Source organism: Guptibacillus hwajinpoensis, from assembly GCF_005144865.1.
In the GTDB taxonomy this organism is placed as follows: domain Bacteria; phylum Bacillota; class Bacilli; order Bacillales; family Guptibacillaceae; genus Guptibacillus; species Guptibacillus hwajinpoensis_A.
The window spans coordinates 581,717-598,214 of record NZ_SWFM01000001.1; the positions used below are offsets into that span (position 1 = coordinate 581,717).

The 16,498-nt window shown below is 39.5% G+C and carries 22 protein-coding genes; 6 read left to right on the plus strand and 16 right to left on the minus strand.

The window, feature by feature from the left end; all coding sequences use genetic code 11:
• Positions 1-26: 26 nt before the first annotated feature.
• Genes FBF83_RS02850 through FBF83_RS02860 form a run of 3 tightly spaced genes read right to left on the minus strand, consistent with a single transcriptional unit; the run spans position 27 to position 3,189 of the window.
• Entirely contained in the window at positions 27-1,559 is a 1,533-nt protein-coding gene (locus tag FBF83_RS02850) for an acyl-CoA carboxylase subunit beta (protein ID WP_136945615.1), read from the minus strand.
• Positions 1,560-1,613: 54 nt separating this feature from the next.
• Complete coding sequence (locus FBF83_RS02855; RefSeq protein WP_136945616.1) at positions 1,614-1,826, minus strand: biotin/lipoyl-binding carrier protein; 213 nt, start codon at positions 1,824-1,826, stop codon at positions 1,614-1,616.
• Positions 1,827-1,848: 22 nt separating this feature from the next.
• Positions 1,849-3,189 (minus strand): acetyl-CoA carboxylase biotin carboxylase subunit, encoded by a 1,341-nt coding sequence (locus tag FBF83_RS02860; protein WP_136945617.1) that lies wholly within the window; start codon positions 3,187-3,189, stop codon positions 1,849-1,851.
• Positions 3,190-3,409: 220 nt separating this feature from the next.
• Here FBF83_RS02860 and FBF83_RS02865 point away from each other — a divergent pair, with 220 nt between their 5' ends.
• Positions 3,410-3,883 carry an N-acetyltransferase gene (locus FBF83_RS02865; RefSeq protein WP_136945618.1) on the plus strand — a complete coding sequence of 158 codons (474 nt, stop codon included), beginning with the start codon at positions 3,410-3,412 and terminating at the stop codon, positions 3,881-3,883.
• Between the two features lie 37 nt (positions 3,884-3,920).
• Here the strand turns inward: FBF83_RS02865 and FBF83_RS02870 are convergent, their stop codons facing one another.
• The 4 genes from FBF83_RS02870 to FBF83_RS02885 form a co-directional block, all read right to left on the minus strand.
• Positions 3,921-4,484: an RsfA family transcriptional regulator gene (locus tag FBF83_RS02870; RefSeq protein WP_136945619.1), complete on the minus strand. Its 564-nt coding sequence runs from the start codon at positions 4,482-4,484 to the stop codon at positions 3,921-3,923.
• Between the two features lie 87 nt (positions 4,485-4,571).
• A complete protein-coding gene (locus FBF83_RS02875; RefSeq protein WP_136945620.1) occupies positions 4,572-5,345 on the minus strand; it encodes an enoyl-CoA hydratase/isomerase family protein in 774 nt (257 codons plus the stop codon).
• Positions 5,346-5,409: 64 nt separating this feature from the next.
• On the minus strand, positions 5,410-5,583 hold the full coding sequence (gene rpmF, locus FBF83_RS02880; RefSeq protein ID WP_048309912.1) for a 50S ribosomal protein L32: 174 nt from the start codon (positions 5,581-5,583) through the stop codon (positions 5,410-5,412).
• A gap of 53 nt (positions 5,584-5,636) precedes the next feature.
• Positions 5,637-6,173, minus strand: coding sequence for a YceD family protein (locus FBF83_RS02885; protein ID WP_136945621.1), 537 nt, complete (start codon positions 6,171-6,173; stop codon positions 5,637-5,639).
• 227 nt (positions 6,174-6,400) lie between these two features.
• On the opposite strand from FBF83_RS02885, the gene FBF83_RS02890 reads away from it, so the two are divergent.
• Positions 6,401-7,618: a nucleotidyltransferase gene (locus tag FBF83_RS02890; protein ID WP_136945622.1), complete on the plus strand. Its 1,218-nt coding sequence runs from the start codon at positions 6,401-6,403 to the stop codon at positions 7,616-7,618.
• 112 nt (positions 7,619-7,730) lie between these two features.
• Here the strand turns inward: FBF83_RS02890 and FBF83_RS02895 are convergent, their stop codons facing one another.
• Positions 7,731-8,759 (minus strand): SepM family pheromone-processing serine protease, encoded by a 1,029-nt coding sequence (locus FBF83_RS02895; protein WP_136945623.1) that lies wholly within the window; start codon positions 8,757-8,759, stop codon positions 7,731-7,733.
• Positions 8,756-9,544 carry a patatin-like phospholipase family protein gene (locus FBF83_RS02900; protein ID WP_136945624.1) on the minus strand — a complete coding sequence of 263 codons (789 nt, stop codon included), beginning with the start codon at positions 9,542-9,544 and terminating at the stop codon, positions 8,756-8,758. The genes FBF83_RS02895 and FBF83_RS02900 overlap by 4 nt, the downstream gene beginning before the upstream one ends.
• 120 nt (positions 9,545-9,664) lie before the next feature.
• Between FBF83_RS02900 and ylbJ the strand changes: the two genes are divergently transcribed.
• On the plus strand, positions 9,665-10,876 hold the full coding sequence (gene ylbJ / locus FBF83_RS02905) for a sporulation integral membrane protein YlbJ (protein WP_136945625.1): 1,212 nt from the start codon (positions 9,665-9,667) through the stop codon (positions 10,874-10,876).
• Between the two features lie 26 nt (positions 10,877-10,902).
• Here the strand turns inward: ylbJ and coaD are convergent, their stop codons facing one another.
• From coaD to FBF83_RS02920, 3 genes are all read right to left on the minus strand, one after another.
• The gene (coaD, locus tag FBF83_RS02910) at positions 10,903-11,397 is read right to left on the minus strand and encodes a pantetheine-phosphate adenylyltransferase (RefSeq protein WP_136945626.1); all 495 of its coding nucleotides are present in this window, start codon (positions 11,395-11,397) and stop codon (positions 10,903-10,905) included.
• Positions 11,398-11,399: 2 nt separating this feature from the next.
• Positions 11,400-11,978: a 16S rRNA (guanine(966)-N(2))-methyltransferase RsmD gene (gene rsmD / locus FBF83_RS02915; RefSeq protein WP_136946464.1), complete on the minus strand. Its 579-nt coding sequence runs from the start codon at positions 11,976-11,978 to the stop codon at positions 11,400-11,402.
• 429 nt (positions 11,979-12,407) lie between these two features.
• Entirely contained in the window at positions 12,408-12,728 is a 321-nt protein-coding gene (locus tag FBF83_RS02920; protein ID WP_136945627.1) for a hypothetical protein, read from the minus strand.
• Positions 12,729-12,841: 113 nt separating this feature from the next.
• On the opposite strand from FBF83_RS02920, the gene FBF83_RS02925 reads away from it, so the two are divergent.
• Positions 12,842-13,228, plus strand: a complete 387-nt coding sequence (locus FBF83_RS02925; protein ID WP_136945628.1) for a DUF7147 family protein — start codon at positions 12,842-12,844, stop codon at positions 13,226-13,228.
• Between the two features lie 359 nt (positions 13,229-13,587).
• Here FBF83_RS02925 and FBF83_RS02930 read toward each other — a convergent pair whose 3' ends face one another.
• Complete coding sequence (locus FBF83_RS02930) at positions 13,588-13,863, minus strand: YlbG family protein (RefSeq protein ID WP_136945629.1); 276 nt, start codon at positions 13,861-13,863, stop codon at positions 13,588-13,590.
• Positions 13,864-14,009: 146 nt separating this feature from the next.
• Here FBF83_RS02930 and FBF83_RS02935 point away from each other — a divergent pair, with 146 nt between their 5' ends.
• Positions 14,010-14,330: a hypothetical protein gene (locus FBF83_RS02935; protein ID WP_136945630.1), complete on the plus strand. Its 321-nt coding sequence runs from the start codon at positions 14,010-14,012 to the stop codon at positions 14,328-14,330.
• Positions 14,331-14,354: 24 nt separating this feature from the next.
• Here FBF83_RS02935 and FBF83_RS02940 read toward each other — a convergent pair whose 3' ends face one another.
• Entirely contained in the window at positions 14,355-14,795 is a 441-nt protein-coding gene (locus FBF83_RS02940; RefSeq protein WP_136945631.1) for a YlbF family regulator, read from the minus strand.
• Positions 14,796-14,962: 167 nt separating this feature from the next.
• Between FBF83_RS02940 and FBF83_RS02945 the strand changes: the two genes are divergently transcribed.
• On the plus strand, positions 14,963-15,766 hold the full coding sequence (locus tag FBF83_RS02945) for an ATP-grasp domain-containing protein (RefSeq protein ID WP_136945632.1): 804 nt from the start codon (positions 14,963-14,965) through the stop codon (positions 15,764-15,766).
• Positions 15,767-15,789: 23 nt separating this feature from the next.
• Here the strand turns inward: FBF83_RS02945 and FBF83_RS02950 are convergent, their stop codons facing one another.
• Both FBF83_RS02950 and FBF83_RS02955 read right to left on the minus strand, forming a co-directional pair.
• Positions 15,790-16,194 (minus strand): hypothetical protein, encoded by a 405-nt coding sequence (locus FBF83_RS02950; protein ID WP_136945633.1) that lies wholly within the window; start codon positions 16,192-16,194, stop codon positions 15,790-15,792.
• 69 nt (positions 16,195-16,263) lie between these two features.
• Positions 16,264-16,497, minus strand: a complete 234-nt coding sequence (locus FBF83_RS02955; RefSeq protein ID WP_136945634.1) for a YlbE-like family protein — start codon at positions 16,495-16,497, stop codon at positions 16,264-16,266.
• Between the last annotated feature and the right edge of the window lies 1 nt (position 16,498).

Here is a 16,498-nt window from a genome sequence, read left to right on the forward strand (position 1 = left end):
GTTAAGTTAAGGGATTTGCTCTGTTTTTATACAGGATAAACTGGATGCTTTTTATCAGGAGCAGGTACATCTTTTGCCTCATAATACGATAAGCGATCCACAAGCACTTCACGAAGTTCACTGCCAGGTACAATGTCATCAACAATAAGCTCTGAAGCAAGTTTATAAATATCAATATGCTCTTTATATTCTCGATGTTTACCTTTCACATATTCCATCCGTTCTTTGGGATCTTCAATGGCATTAATTTTATTAGCATAAACTGCATTCACTGCAGCCTCTGGCCCCATTACTGCAATTTGTGCAGTAGGTAGCGCGATGCAGCAGTCTGGTTCAAATGCTGGCCCAGCCATAGCATATAACCCTGCACCGTAAGCTTTTCTAACTACAACAGAGATTTTCGGAACTGTTGCAGAGCTCATAGCGGCAATTAATTTTGCACCGTGTCTAATAATTCCTGCCGTCTCGACTTTTGTCCCAATCATAAACCCTGGTACATCAGCTAGAAAGACCAGTGGAATATGATACGCATCACAGAGCTGAATAAACTTTGCCCCTTTATCAGCAGAATCGACGAACAGAACGCCACCTTTTACCTTAGGCTGATTCGCAATGAGACCAACAACACGTCCATCTATTCTAGCGAACCCTGTTATCAATTCAGGAGCAAAAAGCTTCTTCATTTCAAAAAAACTTTCTCCGTCAACGAGCGCATCAATTAAATCATACATATTGAAAGGCGCATTTTGATTCTCAGGTACGATGTCAGTAATTGACTTCTCTAGTGAAGGTAGCTTCCCTTCTAAACGAGGCGTTCTTTTGTGGAAATTGCCCGGAAAATAACCTAGATAGGTTCTTCCCAATTCAATTGCATGCTCTTCATTTTCAGCAAGAACATCACCGCATCCACTTGTACTGCAGTGCATTCTAGCACCACCCATTTGCTCAAGCGTCACTTTCTCACCAATTACCTTTTCAGCCATTCGCGGTGACCCAAGATACATGGAAGCATTTTTATCAACCATGATCACAATGTCACAGAAAGCTGGTATGTACGCACCCCCTGCTGCAGATGGGCCAAATAGAAGACAAATTTGAGGAACCATTCCAGACATTTTCACCTGATTATGAAAGATTCTACCTGCACCACGTCGATTCGGAAACATTTCAAGCTGATCTGTAATACGTGCGCCCGCTGAATCTACAAGGTAAAGAAGCGGAACCTTAAGGTTCATAGCTGTTTCTTGAATGCGAATGATTTTTTCTACAGTTCTAGCCCCCCATGAACCAGCCTTTACAGTTGAGTCATTTGCCATGACACAAACCTTTTCGCCATTCACCTTACCGATCGCAGTCACAACACCGTCAGCAGGAAGATCACTTGCATGGTTATTTGCAAATTTACCATCTTCTGTATACTGTCCATTATCAAATAAGAGGTTCAGGCGATCACGTACAAAAAGTTTATTCGTTTCTTTAAGCTTCTGATGGTATTTATCTGCACCACCAGATTCAATCTCGTTCGCTTTTGTTTGCAACATTTCTTCAAGATGATTCATTAAGCATCCTCCTTCAAATTCCATTTAGATCGAGCGCTCGTTCAGCCTAAATTCCTACTTAATTTTGACGAGTACATCACCTTCGTTAACAAAATCCCCGATCGAAACCTTCACTTCCGCTACTGTTCCTTCTTCTACTCCTTCAATAGGAATCTCCATTTTCATTGATTCAAGCATAACGAGTTCTTGTCCGGATGTAATTGAATCTCCTTCTGCTACCATTACGTTTAATACTGTTCCTGCCATCGATGCTTTTACTTCTTGCATATCTATCATTCCTTTTCTAGGTTTATTTTTTGACTGTAAGATTCTCAGCTAAGTAAGCCGTTGAATAATCTCCTTGCATGAACTTCTCTTCTCTTAATAGTTGTGCAAAAAGAGGACCGTTGTGTTTAATCCCCGTTAATGAAAAGCCTTCAAAAAATGCCTGACCTGTTTTGATTGCCTCATCTCGCGTTTCTCCCTTGACGATAATTTTTGCAATCATCGGATCATAGAATGGGGAGACACTTGATCCACTCTCATAACCTGAATCGATACGAACATTCTCCATATCTTTAAAATGAAGCGTTTCAATCTTTCCTGGTGATGGCATAAACGTTGATGGGTCTTCTGCATATAATCTGAATTCAATACTGTGGCCTGTTGGCAAAATGTCTTCCTGCTTTAACGGAAGTGATCGCCCTTCTGCTACAAGAAGCTGCCATTCTACTAAATCGACACCAATTGTTTCTTCAGTGATTGGATGTTCGACCTGTAACCTCGTGTTCATTTCTAGGAAATAGAAATTCTCGTTCTGATCCATAACAAACTCTACGGTTCCTGCATTTGTATAATTTACATGCTCTGCTGCTGCTTTAGCAGCTTCACCTATTTTAGCCCTTGTTTCACTCGATATTAATGGGGACGGTGTTTCCTCAAGAACCTTCTGGTTTCTTCGTTGAATTGAGCAGTTTCTCTCATAAAGATGAACAATATTACCTTGTTTATCTCCAACAATTTGAACTTCAATATGCCGAGCTTGGTCGATAAACTTCTCAACAAACATAGCACCATTACCAAAATAAGCCTTCGCTCTGTTTTGACTGGATGCGAATGCTTTTTCAAGTTGCTGGTCATTCTCACAGCGTTGCATACCGATACCGCCTCCGCCAGCTGCTGCTTTTAACATAACTGGATAGCCTATTTCATTTGCATACGATATAGCCGCTGTAACATCTTCAATCTCAGCACTGCCTGGCACAACAGGAACACCCGCTTCTATCATTGTTTTTCTTGCGGTTATCTTATCCCCCATTGATTCAACAACGTCTGCTGATGGGCCAATAAACGCAATACCTAGATCCTCTACTTTCCTTACAAAGGATGCATTCTCTGAAAGAAATCCGTATCCTGGATGAATGGCATCAACTTTCTCATCTTGAGCGATTTTCAAAATCACATCCTGGTTTAAGTATGATTTCGCTGCAGGTGGATCACCGATTTCATATGCTTTCGTTGCGTGTTTTACATATGGTAGTTCTTTGTCTGCACTCGAATAAACAGCAATTGTCTCAATACCAAGTCTGCTGCATGTTCTTATAATTCGTTCTACGATTTCGCCACGGTTTGCAATTAGGATTTTTTTCACGTTTTCGCTCCTCTCATAACACTAGCAAATTAATGGGTTGAAAACCCTTACATTTATCATATCATTAAATGAGCATCACGTTTCAACAAATATTCAAATTATTCCTTTTTGACTTTGTTTTTTGAAATGAAGAAAAGTTTAGCGTTTTCAGGTATAATAGAATAGTGAAGATTCTATTTATTTCACCACAGACACTAAGCAATTTTTGGAGGGGGCCGCTATGGTAGACTTGACAGTTCGTCCACTTGTAATCAATTACAAAACTCTAGAAGAGTTTAAGAAATTTAAAGAGTTTGGTATTCAAGAGCTTTCCATGATGGAAGATTTACAGGACAATATAATTGAAAATGACAGTGAATCTCCATTCTATGGCATTTATTTTGGAGAGACGCTCGTGGCTAGAATGAGCCTATATCGCATTGATGGGAAATACGATCGCTATTTCGATCCTCCACAGGATTACCTTGAACTATGGAAACTTGAAGTGCTTCCGCAATATCACAACCGTTCTTACGGTTCCACACTTGTTAATTTCGCTAAAACATTTAATGTTCCAGTGAAAACAAATGCTAGACAGGGCTCTGGAGAGTTCTGGGAGAAGATGGGGTTTGAAGCCGTTACGTATCATCCTGAACGTGATCGCGGGGAAAATCCATATGTGTGGTACCCTGAAGGTGTTTCAGAACAAGAGTAACTACAGAAAAATAGGAGCCGCCCACGTCGGGCAGCTCCTATTTTTTCACTTTCTCTAAATTCCCATTAGCATCCATCTGAAAACGCATACTCCCCTGATCTTCCTCCTGGAAAATGACCATCTTTCTCGCCTTCTCCATAATCTCTAATAACGATTGGTAATCTTCCTGAACAGTCATATACTCTTTCTCTAGCTGATGAAGATGCTGTTTAAGCTGTAGATTTTCTGCAAGAGTCTCCTGTAATGATGTCTCATTCCTCGCTACTTCAGATAGATATGATTTAGACTTAATGAGTATAGCAATGGCTTCATCAATTAAATCCATGCTTTGATCTTCACATGCTGTTTCTTGTTTATTCTCTGGCTGGCTTTTCTTTTGCTCTTTCCGCTGTTTTTTAGCGAGTGAAATCGCTGCTTCATATTGCTTTCGAATCAATGAATTCCATCTAAATCCACATGCAGCAGGAGTTCGTGATAATTTTTTTCCCACTTCTTCAAAGGCAGCAAGTTGTGTACTGGCTTCTCTAATATGACGTAATACGACCTCTGCAAGTAAAACATCTTCATCTTTAGACCATGCATCCTGGCGAATTGGTACCAATCGCAATCCCCCCAATAACCGTTTTACAGTCATCTTATGCATTTGATAGATATAGTAGACTTTCAGATTTCAAAAATAGTTATTTAATTACGATTGTTTGTTCTTTTTATTCAGGAATGCTTCAACCGCTGTATGGTGCTCATCTTTTGCCCAGAGTTTTGCACAATTCCTAATCTCCTGCTCAATTCTTTCACGGATCTTACCTTCATCTAGACGATTCAACCAGTACATTTTATAAGAAGAGAGAATCGGTGAAGACCTCTTGAATAGATTACCTAGATAATCATAGGCTTCTAACTGCCAGTTAGCTGTTGTTGTTATGTATGTAATGTAGCCTTTTTTCAATGCTTCTTCAGCTGAATAGCGATCCGCGCTCATTAACATCTGAAGTGCATGATCGGAACTCATTCGTTCTAGAGCATATACTGTTCCACCCCAACCGGTGGTTAACCCTATTGAGCCTTGTATAAACCCGACTTGTATATCACTTCTTGAAATACGATAATCACAAGCGATAGCAAGCTCTGAACCTCCACCTACAGCATGACCATTAAGAAGCGCGACTGTCGGTTTTTTACAAAAAAACAGGCGTTCTAGCACGGTTCCCATCTTCCTGAGCATCGGATAGGCTTCTTCCTCTGTTCTCAAATCGTGAAAGTCACGAACATCTCCTCCACTACAAAAAGCCTGCTCTCCACTTCCAGTCACAACGATATAGCTTACAGATGGATCATCCTCAGCTCTACTGATAGCTTCTAACATTTCATCCATCACATCATAGTTAATGGCATTTCTCTGCTCTAAACGGTTGATTGTAAGAACAGCAGCACCACCTCTTCTTCCCACTAATAGACTGGACATATTGGCCTCCTACTAAAATTAGGTATAAAAAAAACAGAGAGATTTCTCTCTCTGTTTCACTAAATTACTTGCTTACTACGTTCTCACCTTTGTAATTTCCACACTCTTTACAAACACGGTGAGAAAGTTTGAATTCGCCGCAATTAGGGCATTTTACCATTCCTGGTACTTCTAATTTATAATGAGTACGACGCTTATTTTTACGCGTTTTAGAAGTTCTTCTAGCTGGTACTGCCATTGTTTCCACCTCCTTAAAAAGTTAACTAATTACAAAGAAGTTATGTCTACCGATTATTTATCTTCATTTTCCTTATTGAAAAAGTCAGCTAAACCGGCCATACGAGGATCAACCTTTTCTTTCGGTTGCTCGCGTGTAATAACTTCCCATCCATTACCGGATTTTTTTGGCATTTCTTCTGATTCAGAGCTATATTTCACTACTCGAATCGGAATCTCCAAAAGTATATTTTCCTTAATATACGGAACTAAGTCAACCGTATTTCCCGAAACTTGATGAATTTCTTCATCTTCTACCTCAAAATCAACGCCATTTGTGTTTGCTTCAAGCACAAATGTCTCCATTGGGCGAATTACGAACGGAAAATCTACATCTTCAAGTGTATTGGCACATGGAAGAACCATTTTGCCTTTCACTGTTAGATGAAAGGTAACCTTATTACCGTGAAACGACGTTTCACCGGTAACATGAACTGGCGTAATCTCACGGATATCCGTATTACGTTCCTTCAGTTCCTCTACATTCACTTCTTCGTCAATTGTAAGACCTTTCAGTTTAAAGGACTTCAATTGTTCAATTGACCATTTCATCTGTATATCACCTCAAGGCAACAAAAGTATTATAGCTACAAAATACGTAAATGTCAATATTTTTTCTTTACACCAGTTGTTATGGAAGGCTTATTGGTATAGTCTTAATCATACCAGAGTAAAAACACTGAATTCAACTAATTAAAATGAACGTGATGTCATAGAGGATAAACTGATCGTTAATTGCCTATATCGTCCTCTACTATTTGTCAGAAAGGGGTATTTATATGAAAGCTGCTGGTGTCATTGTTGAATACAATCCGTTTCATAACGGCCATCTCTATCATTTAAATGAAACAAAACAGGCAACTAATGCAGACGTTGTTGTTGCTGTGATGAGTGGTTCTTTTCTCCAACGTGGAGAACCTGCACTTGTTGATAAGTGGTCAAGAACACGCATGGCATTACAAAATGGTGTCGATGTCGTGATTGAACTTCCCTATGTGTATGCTACCCAGAAAGCTGAAATCTTTGCAAAAGGGGCCGTTTCTCTACTTACCTCGATGGGAGTAGGCCAACTTTGCTTTGGGAGTGAATCAGGTTCTATAAGCGAATTTCTTAGCACAGTCTCTTTTATTGACTCGCATGAGAAAGAATACAACGAGCGTATTAAATTTTTCATGAGTGAAGGGAATAGCTACCCGAAAGCATCCTCTCTTGCTTTTCAAAGTTTGGATGGACATGAAGAAGTTCTTGATTTATCTCAACCGAATAACATCCTTGGATTTCAGTATGTAAGAGCGATTCATTCTCAAAGATCTCCTATGAAACCATCAACAATTCTTCGTACAAAAGCGGGCTATCATGATCAGCAACTGACCGATACAAAGATTGCAAGTGCGACTGGGATACGTCACGAGTTACTTACGAAAGGTAGTCCACTTCAAAGCATTCAACCTTATGTACCAGAACCTACATACAAAGAATTACAGCTTTACATGAATACATACCCCTCCTTTCAAGGATGGCACAAACTGTATCACCTACTAAGATACAAATTACTAACAACCTCTCAAGCGAAACTAGCTTCAATTTATGAAGCTGAAGAAGGGCTTGAAAATCGTCTTATCACAATTGCAAAAAGTGCTCCAACCTTTCAAGTGTTTATGGAAGCTGTCAAAACGAAGAGGTATACATGGACACGAATCCAACGTTTTGCACTTCACATCTTAACAGATACAACGAAAGACGAGATGAGGCCAGCATTAGAAGACGCTAAAGCCCCATATTTAAGACTACTTGGTATGTCTGGCTCTGGAAGGGCTTATTTAAATGAGATAAAAAGTTCCCTTACTGTACCACTTGTTGCTAATATCAACCAATTCGATCACCCATTTCTAACGATTGAAAGGCGTGCGAGTCAGGTCTATGCACTTGGCTTTACAGGTGAGCATCAAGAAGAATTTTTAATGAAAGAACATAAAACGTCTCCAATCATTTTGTAAAAGCTGTTTTTGTAGACATTGTTGCTTTTAGAGTAGCGGTTATTTCTGCGGGGCAGGTGAGCCTTCTCAAAGCAAAACGCCTAGCAAGCTTATCTTGTTAGGCGTTTTGTTTTTATTCAGCTTTAAGTTGTTTTAAATAATCAATCGCATCCTGAAAGGTTTCTACCGGCACAATTTTCATTTCAGTTCTTATGTCTTTCGCCGCTTCCATTGCATCATCATAATTGGAATGGGCAACAGGTGCCAAGAATATTTCTGCTCCTGACGAATCAGCCGCAACAATTTTTTGTTTAATGCCACCGATTGGACCTACCTTGCCCTTTTCATTAATCGTTCCAGTTCCAGCAATCTCATACCCTTTTGTCCAGTCCTCTTTTGTTAATTGATTATAAATTTCTAATGAGAACATCAGTCCAGCTGAAGGACCCCCGATTTGATCTGTTTTTATATCAATTGATGGATCTGTTTCAATCGATGTGGAGGTTACTGGACCTGTAATACCTACACCGACTTTTCCTTTTTCCGTGTTATATGGCTCTGGAAATGTAGAGAAACCAACTTCTATCTCTTTTTTAGTACCTTCACGGTCAATTGTAAGATTTACTTTTTCTGATTTACTGTACGTTCCAAGCTTGTCGAGAAGTGCCTCTGTTGTTTCAATTTTCTTATCGTCTACCATTGTGATAAGATCACCAATTTTCAATTTGCCATCCGCAGGCATTCCTTCAATAATACCAGTCACGAGAACACCGTTATTAGTAATCTCTATTGCTTCTCCTGCCGCTTTATAAGCAACGATTGTCGCACTTGTTTGAGAGTTAGCCATTACATCTAACTGTCTTTGATGATACTGTTCATCCGTCTCACCTTCACGTTTAATTAATTCCTCTGGAATTAATTCATGGTATTCATTAAACTGGGCCCAAACATACTGCATGAGATTCGCTTGTCCGACTCGAACGGTGGTTAGCATAAACTCGCCTTTATCTTCTGAGCCACCCTCTACCTTAATTACTTCATCTAATTCTCTAGCCTCACCCGGGGTAGTCACATAATATGGAAGGTCAATAAATGTAAATGCTGCAACTACTACAATAATCATGACCCAAATAAAAGTAAATTTCTTGGTGCCTCTGTTCATTTATTCTGCTCCTTCCAATTCTCCACCGCCTTATGTATTTCATCAAGGTGGCGGTAGGCTGCTTCCTCTCCTATTTTGATAATATCAACCACATTCGTAAATGCTCGCGATTGAAATGATTCTAGTCTAGGTTTGATCATGACATCTGCATTAATCTCATGAAGACGAACCATTTCATTTTGCATGATATCAATACTCTGCATGATAACGTCAATAATCGACGTAACATCAGGTTCCTTTTTCACATCTGATACGTCAACAGCTATTACAAGATCTGCACCCATCTCTCTAACGACTGAAACCGGTACACGGTCAATGACGCCACCATCTACAAGAAGTCGGTCACCAATCCGTTCTGGAACTAATATGCCAGGTATTGCAATACTCGCTCGAACGGCCTGCGCAACTGGTCCTGATCGGAAAACGACCTTTTCTCCTTTAATAATGTCCGTAGCAACAATTGCAAGGGGAGGCGATAGATCCTCTATTTGCTTTCCATGTGTTAGAGTTTCAATTAAACTTCTCACTTTATTGCCTGCAATGAATCCCATCTTTGGAACTGTAAAGTCCAAGTAATATTTTCGTTTGAAAAGGGATGCCATTTTAACCATCGAATCTACGTCATGACCCACACCGTAAATAGCACCTACAAGTGAACCCATGCTGCTTCCAGCAATATAGTCGATGGGGATATTTTCCTGAATCAATACTTTTAATACACCAAGATGGGCGAATCCTCTCGCACCACCAGAACCAAGTGCTAACCCGATTTTAGGACGATTCATCATGAATGCCTCCCTGTCTATCCCTGCTTAATCATATGGTCTAATTGTTCCACACATACGTATATTTTAATTATCGGACAGGTTTATTAATGGAATTACGCCTTTGGGAGGAATGCCTCTGTGAACGTTCAAGTGGTAAAAACATTATTGCTTGCAACGTCTGTAACGGTCGTTGCTCTCGCCGTCATATTATTTCCAGAACATACACTTGAGGCTTCAAATAGTGGCCTTTCAATGTGGTGGAATATTGTTTTTCCTTCTTTATTACCCTTTTTTATCATTTCTGAACTTCTCATAAGTATAGGAGTGGTTCGCTTTATTGGGATATTATTAGAACCATTAATGAGACCGCTTTTTCGTGTCCCTGGTGCGGGAGCATTTGTACTAGCTATGGGAATCGCCTCAGGCTTTCCTGCAGGAGCTAAATACACTGCCCACCTTCGGCTTAATAAAGACATCACAGCAATAGAAGGAGAAAGACTCGTATCATTTACAAACTGTTCAAATCCCCTTTTTATTTTTGCTGCAGTTGCTGTAGGCTTTTTCCATAATCCTGCACTTGGTGTAATCCTTGCTGCCGCCCATTATACTGGCAATATTCTCGTAGGTCTCGTCATGCGTTTTCATCACCCTGAAGAAAGAGAATACAGGGATATGAAACGCTCTAACCAATCTAGATTCACTCAAGCGTTTGTAGCACTTCATGAAACAAGAGTTTCCGAAAATCGTCCTTTCGGTAAAATGATGGGCGATGCTGTCCACTCATCAATCAAAACCCTTCTTATGGTTGGAGGATTTATTATACTATTTTCTGTACTAAATGAGTTAATTGGCGTTATTGGAGTAGCAGCGTTTCTAGCAGGTATTATAAGGACTGTCCTACTACTTTTACAGCTTCCTGCGGAGTTAGATATCCCACTTCTATCAGGACTATTCGAGATTACACTTGGGAGTAGACTTTCGAGCGAGAGCTCAGCACCGCTCCTCGCGCAGGCTATGATTACAAGCTTCATTCTTGCTTTCAATGGATTCTCTGTTCAAGCCCAAGTAGCAAGTATACTGGCAGATACTGATATCCGTTTTAAGCCTTTCTTCTTTGCACGACTGCTCCATGGAGGGTTTGCTGCTATTCTCACATTAGCACTTTGGAAACCATTATACATTAACCTCTTGTCTTCAGGTAAAGTGACCCTTCCAGTCTACAATAGGAATGATCCGCTTACAGTGTCCGAAACACTTTACTTCTTTTTACAACAAACAGGGCCATGGATCACATGTTTTTTCTTAATCATCTTTATTGGAATAACGATTAAGAGAAATCGCACAAATTAAGTATTTTAGGTAGAAAAAGACCCCCGTTAGTCTAACGGGGATTCAGCATACTTTTGTCTTAGTGCATTTTCAACAATTTCTGGTACAAGATCAGAAACTGGAGCGTGGTATTTTGCTATTTCTTTAACAATGCTAGAACTTAGAAATGAATACTGGTTGTTCGTCATCATAAAGAACGTTTCGATTTCATCTTCAAGCTTTCTATTAATCGATGCAATTTTCATCTCATACTCGAAATCCGAAACGGCACGCAACCCACGAAGAATCGTAGAAGCTCCTACTTCTTTAGCATACTCGATTAATAATCCTCGATGCGAATCAACCGTTACGTTACCAATATCTTTCGTTGCTTCTTTTAATAACTCTACTCGTTCATCTACTGAAAAAAGGGTGGACTTACTTTGGTTGTTAAGGACAACAACTTTAATATCATCAAATACTCTCGCGCCTCGTTTAATAATATCTAGATGACCAAAGGTTACTGGATCAAAACTTCCTGGACAGACCGCAATCTTACCCATGACTATTCCTCCTTCTCAACAGCCGGCTGTTCATATGTATAAATTGATATCGTTGTTTTACCACTATAGGTCTCTTGGCGGGTCATTATCAACCCGGCAATCGTTTCAGGAAGAGTGACTTCCTTTTTGTGTTCAACTACAATGGTTGCATTATCCTCTAGAAGCTCATAAGTACATAGCTTTTCAAGATCATGAAGGATTTGTTCCTTATGATAAGGAGGATCGAGTAAAACAAGCGAGAAAGCCATTTCTCGTTTGTTCAGTGCTTTTAATGCACGTTTTGAATCGTTACGAAATACTTCTGCAGAATCGGTGAATTTCGTCTGGTCAAGATTCCATTTAATGGTTTCAATCGCTTTGCTATCACGATCTACAAAAATACACTTTTCCATACCTCTACTTAAAGCTTCAATGCCAAGTGCACCACTTCCACCATAGAGATCAAGAGCTTGTCCTCCATCGAAAAAAGGGCCTATCATATTATAGATGGACTCTCTTACTTTATCTGTTGTAGGTCTTGTCGACATACCAGGAACAGGCTTAATATGCCTTCCTTTACACTCTCCTGCAATGATACGCATCTCTCTCACAACCTTATCCATTCCATATTCCTACTTATCCTACCACAAAAAAAGGGAAAGCTAAAATCAATGTATAAACCAAAGGTTGATGGTGATACTAAACGTAGCAGCATCGTTTCAGATTAATGGTGCTGCAACCACGGAGAAGACTTACGTTTCCCCATAAGTTCTTCCTCCGGTTTCTCCTCTCCCATTGCCTTAGCTTAACGGCTTAAGGCACCCGCAGGAAGTATTTCCTGCGGGTATTTTTTTCGTAAATATAGTTCATATAAGTAAGAATCGAGCATCTTCACAACAACCTTTTAGACATGTTCTGTTCTTATTAATTGTTGTTTTTAAAAGAGTCTTTCGATAAAAACTACATTTAACTGATTGGAGCGGAAATTAACCCAGCAACTAAGTCACGAAAAGAGCATTTAGAAAAGAAGATCAACCTGGATCAAGATCAAATGGTAGATCAGCTACTTGAATACCATTCCAATCATGATGGATCCAATCACCTAGCTCATCCTCAGTTATTGTTGTATGGTTAAACAGATAATCTTCAACATCTGACAAAGATTGATCTGAGAGTAACTCTGCCTCAGCAGCCGTAATAACGCCATGGAGAACAAGTACAGCAAGAATGTCAGCAATGATAAGTCCTTGAATTAGTTTTTTGTCAATGGTTTCCTCTTTAGCATTTCTTCCTTTCCAGTACAAATAGAGTAAACCTCCTACTAACGTAACTAGAAGCAGAATCGAGCCCATAGAAGAACCTCCTTTCTTATCATTTTAATGCAAACGCTTTATCCTTTCCATCATAAAGAATTCGTGCTACATTATGAGGGGATTTCTGAACAGACTGAAAGGAGTACACTATCATGATTCAACGTTTTATCGAACTTGGAGAGGGCTATTCTGATATTTATGAACTAGTCGAACTTGCGAGAACCAATTCTAATCGTGTTCATCGTCTATTATTACTCAAAACAATTAGCAAAAACCGCGAAGTCGTTTCACCTGTTGTTGTATTAAATGCAGCTGGTGAGGGAAACCTTCAGCCACTTTATATTTGTAGAGAAGGCATTCCTGCAAAGGATCCTTCTGTTAAGAGATTGCAGCTATTTGAAGAGATTAGCGAGACGTTAGAGATACCAATCATTCCAATTGAAGTAAAGCCTTCGATTGATTTTAATGAAAAAGAGCTTTACTACAACTATATTATCGGCATTCTTAGACTAAATAACCTAATTCCTCCTCTAAGTTAGCGACCATACATAACTCTAACTGTATGAAAGAAGCAGGAGCCCAGGCTCCTGCTTCTTTCGTGTATCCATAATCATACTAACTATCATACTCATCTTATTTTACTTAAGCATAGTGGTTGATTTCCGCTCCTGTGGTGTGGTGTCTTACCTGGCTAGTCCCGCAGGACCCGAGCACCTTCCCTTACAATCAGCGAAGTGTGGTCTTTTTATACAAAACCTCATATAAACAACAAACTTTTGTAAAAAGCCAAAACAATTTACCTAGAGGTTCTGATCCCCCCCCTGTAACCTTTTTTATAGAACCTGCATTCCTGTATAGAAGCAAAACAAAAAAGCCATCCACTAAAAGGAACGGCTTTCTATAGACCCATTTTATAATCGTATTGTTTCGCTTTATCAGGCTTTGCATTCTGGTATTCAGTTTGCACCTCTGGACGCTTAGAAGGTTCCACTCGCTTCACAAAATGAAGGGAGTTCAATCGTTCTTTCGTCACCTCTAGCTGATCTAGATTAATATAAATAACAACATACTTCTGTTTCGAGGAAACATAGTGTACATTTCCAAACCTTCTTAATTGTTTGGCATGCTTTAGTGACTGAATATAGACTGCTAAGCCAACTCGTTCTACAAACATGACGCGCTTCCCCTTTGCTATTGTAATCTTCTCGTTCAAACGTAGCACGAAAGATGATCGATCGCAAGAATGAACAGAGTGATGGTCATTTGAATATGTTTCGGTTAGGATAACAGTAGACTGTGTATGAGAAAGGATGCAATACAATGAACCTTGATGATATATGGACGCCATTCCTAAACGAACTAGCGAAATCAGATGCTGTTAGCTCCGTTTCCAAAAAGAAAATCACCGGTATACCCTTTCTATATTTTACAGTAAATAAAAACATAGGAAAAGAAAGAATAGAAACCCTTATAAAAGTAGAGGCAGCTAAAGTTATGAAAGGTAAGCGGTTACGAATGGAGTATTCTTTTGTCCGTGAAGACCAATCACTAATGGTCTATCGCGTACGCTTTCTTGTTCCACAAGAAAAAATGTTTTGCTGTGGTAATCTTTGTCCTGATTGCATTCGCTTCCGAGAATAAAAAAACCAGAGCAAGTTGCTCTGGTTAACCACATCCACAGCTACCGCCTGAGCCGCAGCCGCCTCCACAAGATTGATTATCAAAGAAAGGATTTCCTGATGGAACTTTGATAGAAGGTGAAACTTCTCCAGCGAGAAGGGAACATACTTCTACAAGTAGGGATTCAAGATCGGTTTCCGCCTTCTTAAATTCCGCTACAGCATCATGAAGGTCCATATCACGCTTAGCTTCACGCATCTTCACAGTAATCGTCATGAAGTCAGGATGGTATCTTCCAAATCGCTGAACTTCATCATAAAGTTCCTTTAATTCAGCGAAACGTTTGATCAGTCCCTGCGCTTCCTTATTCTTCGCTAATTTCTTTCTTGCCTCATGGTAGTCATGAGCAACTTCTGAATCTTTTATCATAAACCCAAGCTCCTCAGCCTGGTCTAAAATCATAACACTATCGAGAGTAGCAATCATACTTACACCTCCACCCTTATCTTACCACTTCAAGCAAGGCGCTGACCAGTCCTCTAAAGCAAACAGAAGTCAATCCCCACGATTTGGTTATTGACTTATTATGTATTCAGATCTATAATTTTCTAGATTTATGTGTTTTCATCTTAGAAAGGAAGACAAATTAAACTGTGAAACTTCTTACCTTTAATCCATTTCGAACACTAGGTATGCCAGGTATTTCTTACGTTAAACCAGATCATATGTTTAAGAAAATTGACGATATTCGCGCATCAGATGTGCTCCTCTTTCCTGAAAAATGGCAAGTGAACTCACTTGTTTACGGCTTAAATAAAAAGATTTTCCCTTCCATTCAATCAATTCAACTCGGGTTTGATAAAGTTGAAATGACAAGAGCATTCTGGTCAATTAGCCCTGATCTTATGCCATATACTGAAATAGCTGGAAGTTCAAAAGAAACGATAGAACGTGTTCTAGATACATTTCCTTTCCCATTTGTCGCAAAGGAAGTTCGCAGTTCAATGGGAAATGGTGTCTTCCTAATTCGATCACGAGAAGATTTCCTTGCTTACGCTGAACAAAATGACGTTCTGTATGTCCAAGAGTATTTACCGATCGAAAAAGATCTTCGTGTTGTTTACGTTGGTAATAATGTAGTATCTGCCTACTGGCGAATTGGTGGAGAATCCTTCCTTAATAACGTAGCACAGGGTGGAAAACTCTCTTTTCACAGTATTCCTGATGAGGCCCTTCAACTCGTAGACAGAACAGCTAAAACACTAGGAATCGACCACGCAGGTTTTGACGTAGTCTTCGCTAACGGGAAGTATTATTTCTTAGAATTCAACTGTTTGTTCGGTAACCAGGCGCTTGTTCAACAAGGCATTCAAATTGAAAAAATGATTTTCAACTATTTGCAAGATCAATTTCCACCACTCGTTCCTCCAACGACACCTTATCGACATATTTCATAAACAATAAGTCTCTTAATAGAGACTTATTTTATTTCCACTTCAATTTCTTTAAGGGATAAGTACCTTCCACCGTCTTTTCGCATTATATCCAACCTTATTAAGTGTTTTCCCTCAGGAAGGTTATGGACAATAAAGGCCGCTTGTTTGACGGTTTGGTGCTTTTTACCATCAAGGAATACCTCAATATACCCATGGTAGTCTTTTTTTTCATTATCTTGATCAAATGAAAAATTGGGAATAACGCATTCAACAAACAAATTTTTATTTTTTATGCGATGATTAACGACAACAGGATCTGCCTTCGTCCTTGCAGTTACTTTTTCCTCTAATGATTGACTGAATCCAACCACCGGAACACAACACATAACCATCAATAAGATGACAAGCACTTGTTTCCAACCACGCCTGCTCACTTTCATTTTGTCCACACTCCTTTGCTCTTCAGTGTGCCCAAACCAAATAAATTAATAAATGGAAAATGAGGTACAAAAAAGACCCTAATTTTTCAATTGGGTCACTAATGCTAGCATCATATTCACCATGTTTAATTGGTTTTGAAATCGATCGACGCGCTGTGGGAACGTTTGGCCGTAAAAAACTTTTGAGGCTTCTTCGAATTCTTTCAGTGCATATGGCTCTCTGCTTAAGCGTCGATACCAAACAGGTTGATTTCTTAAGAAATAGACCAAATCCTGTCGTGAAGATAAAAAAGCCTGCACTTCTTCACGCATT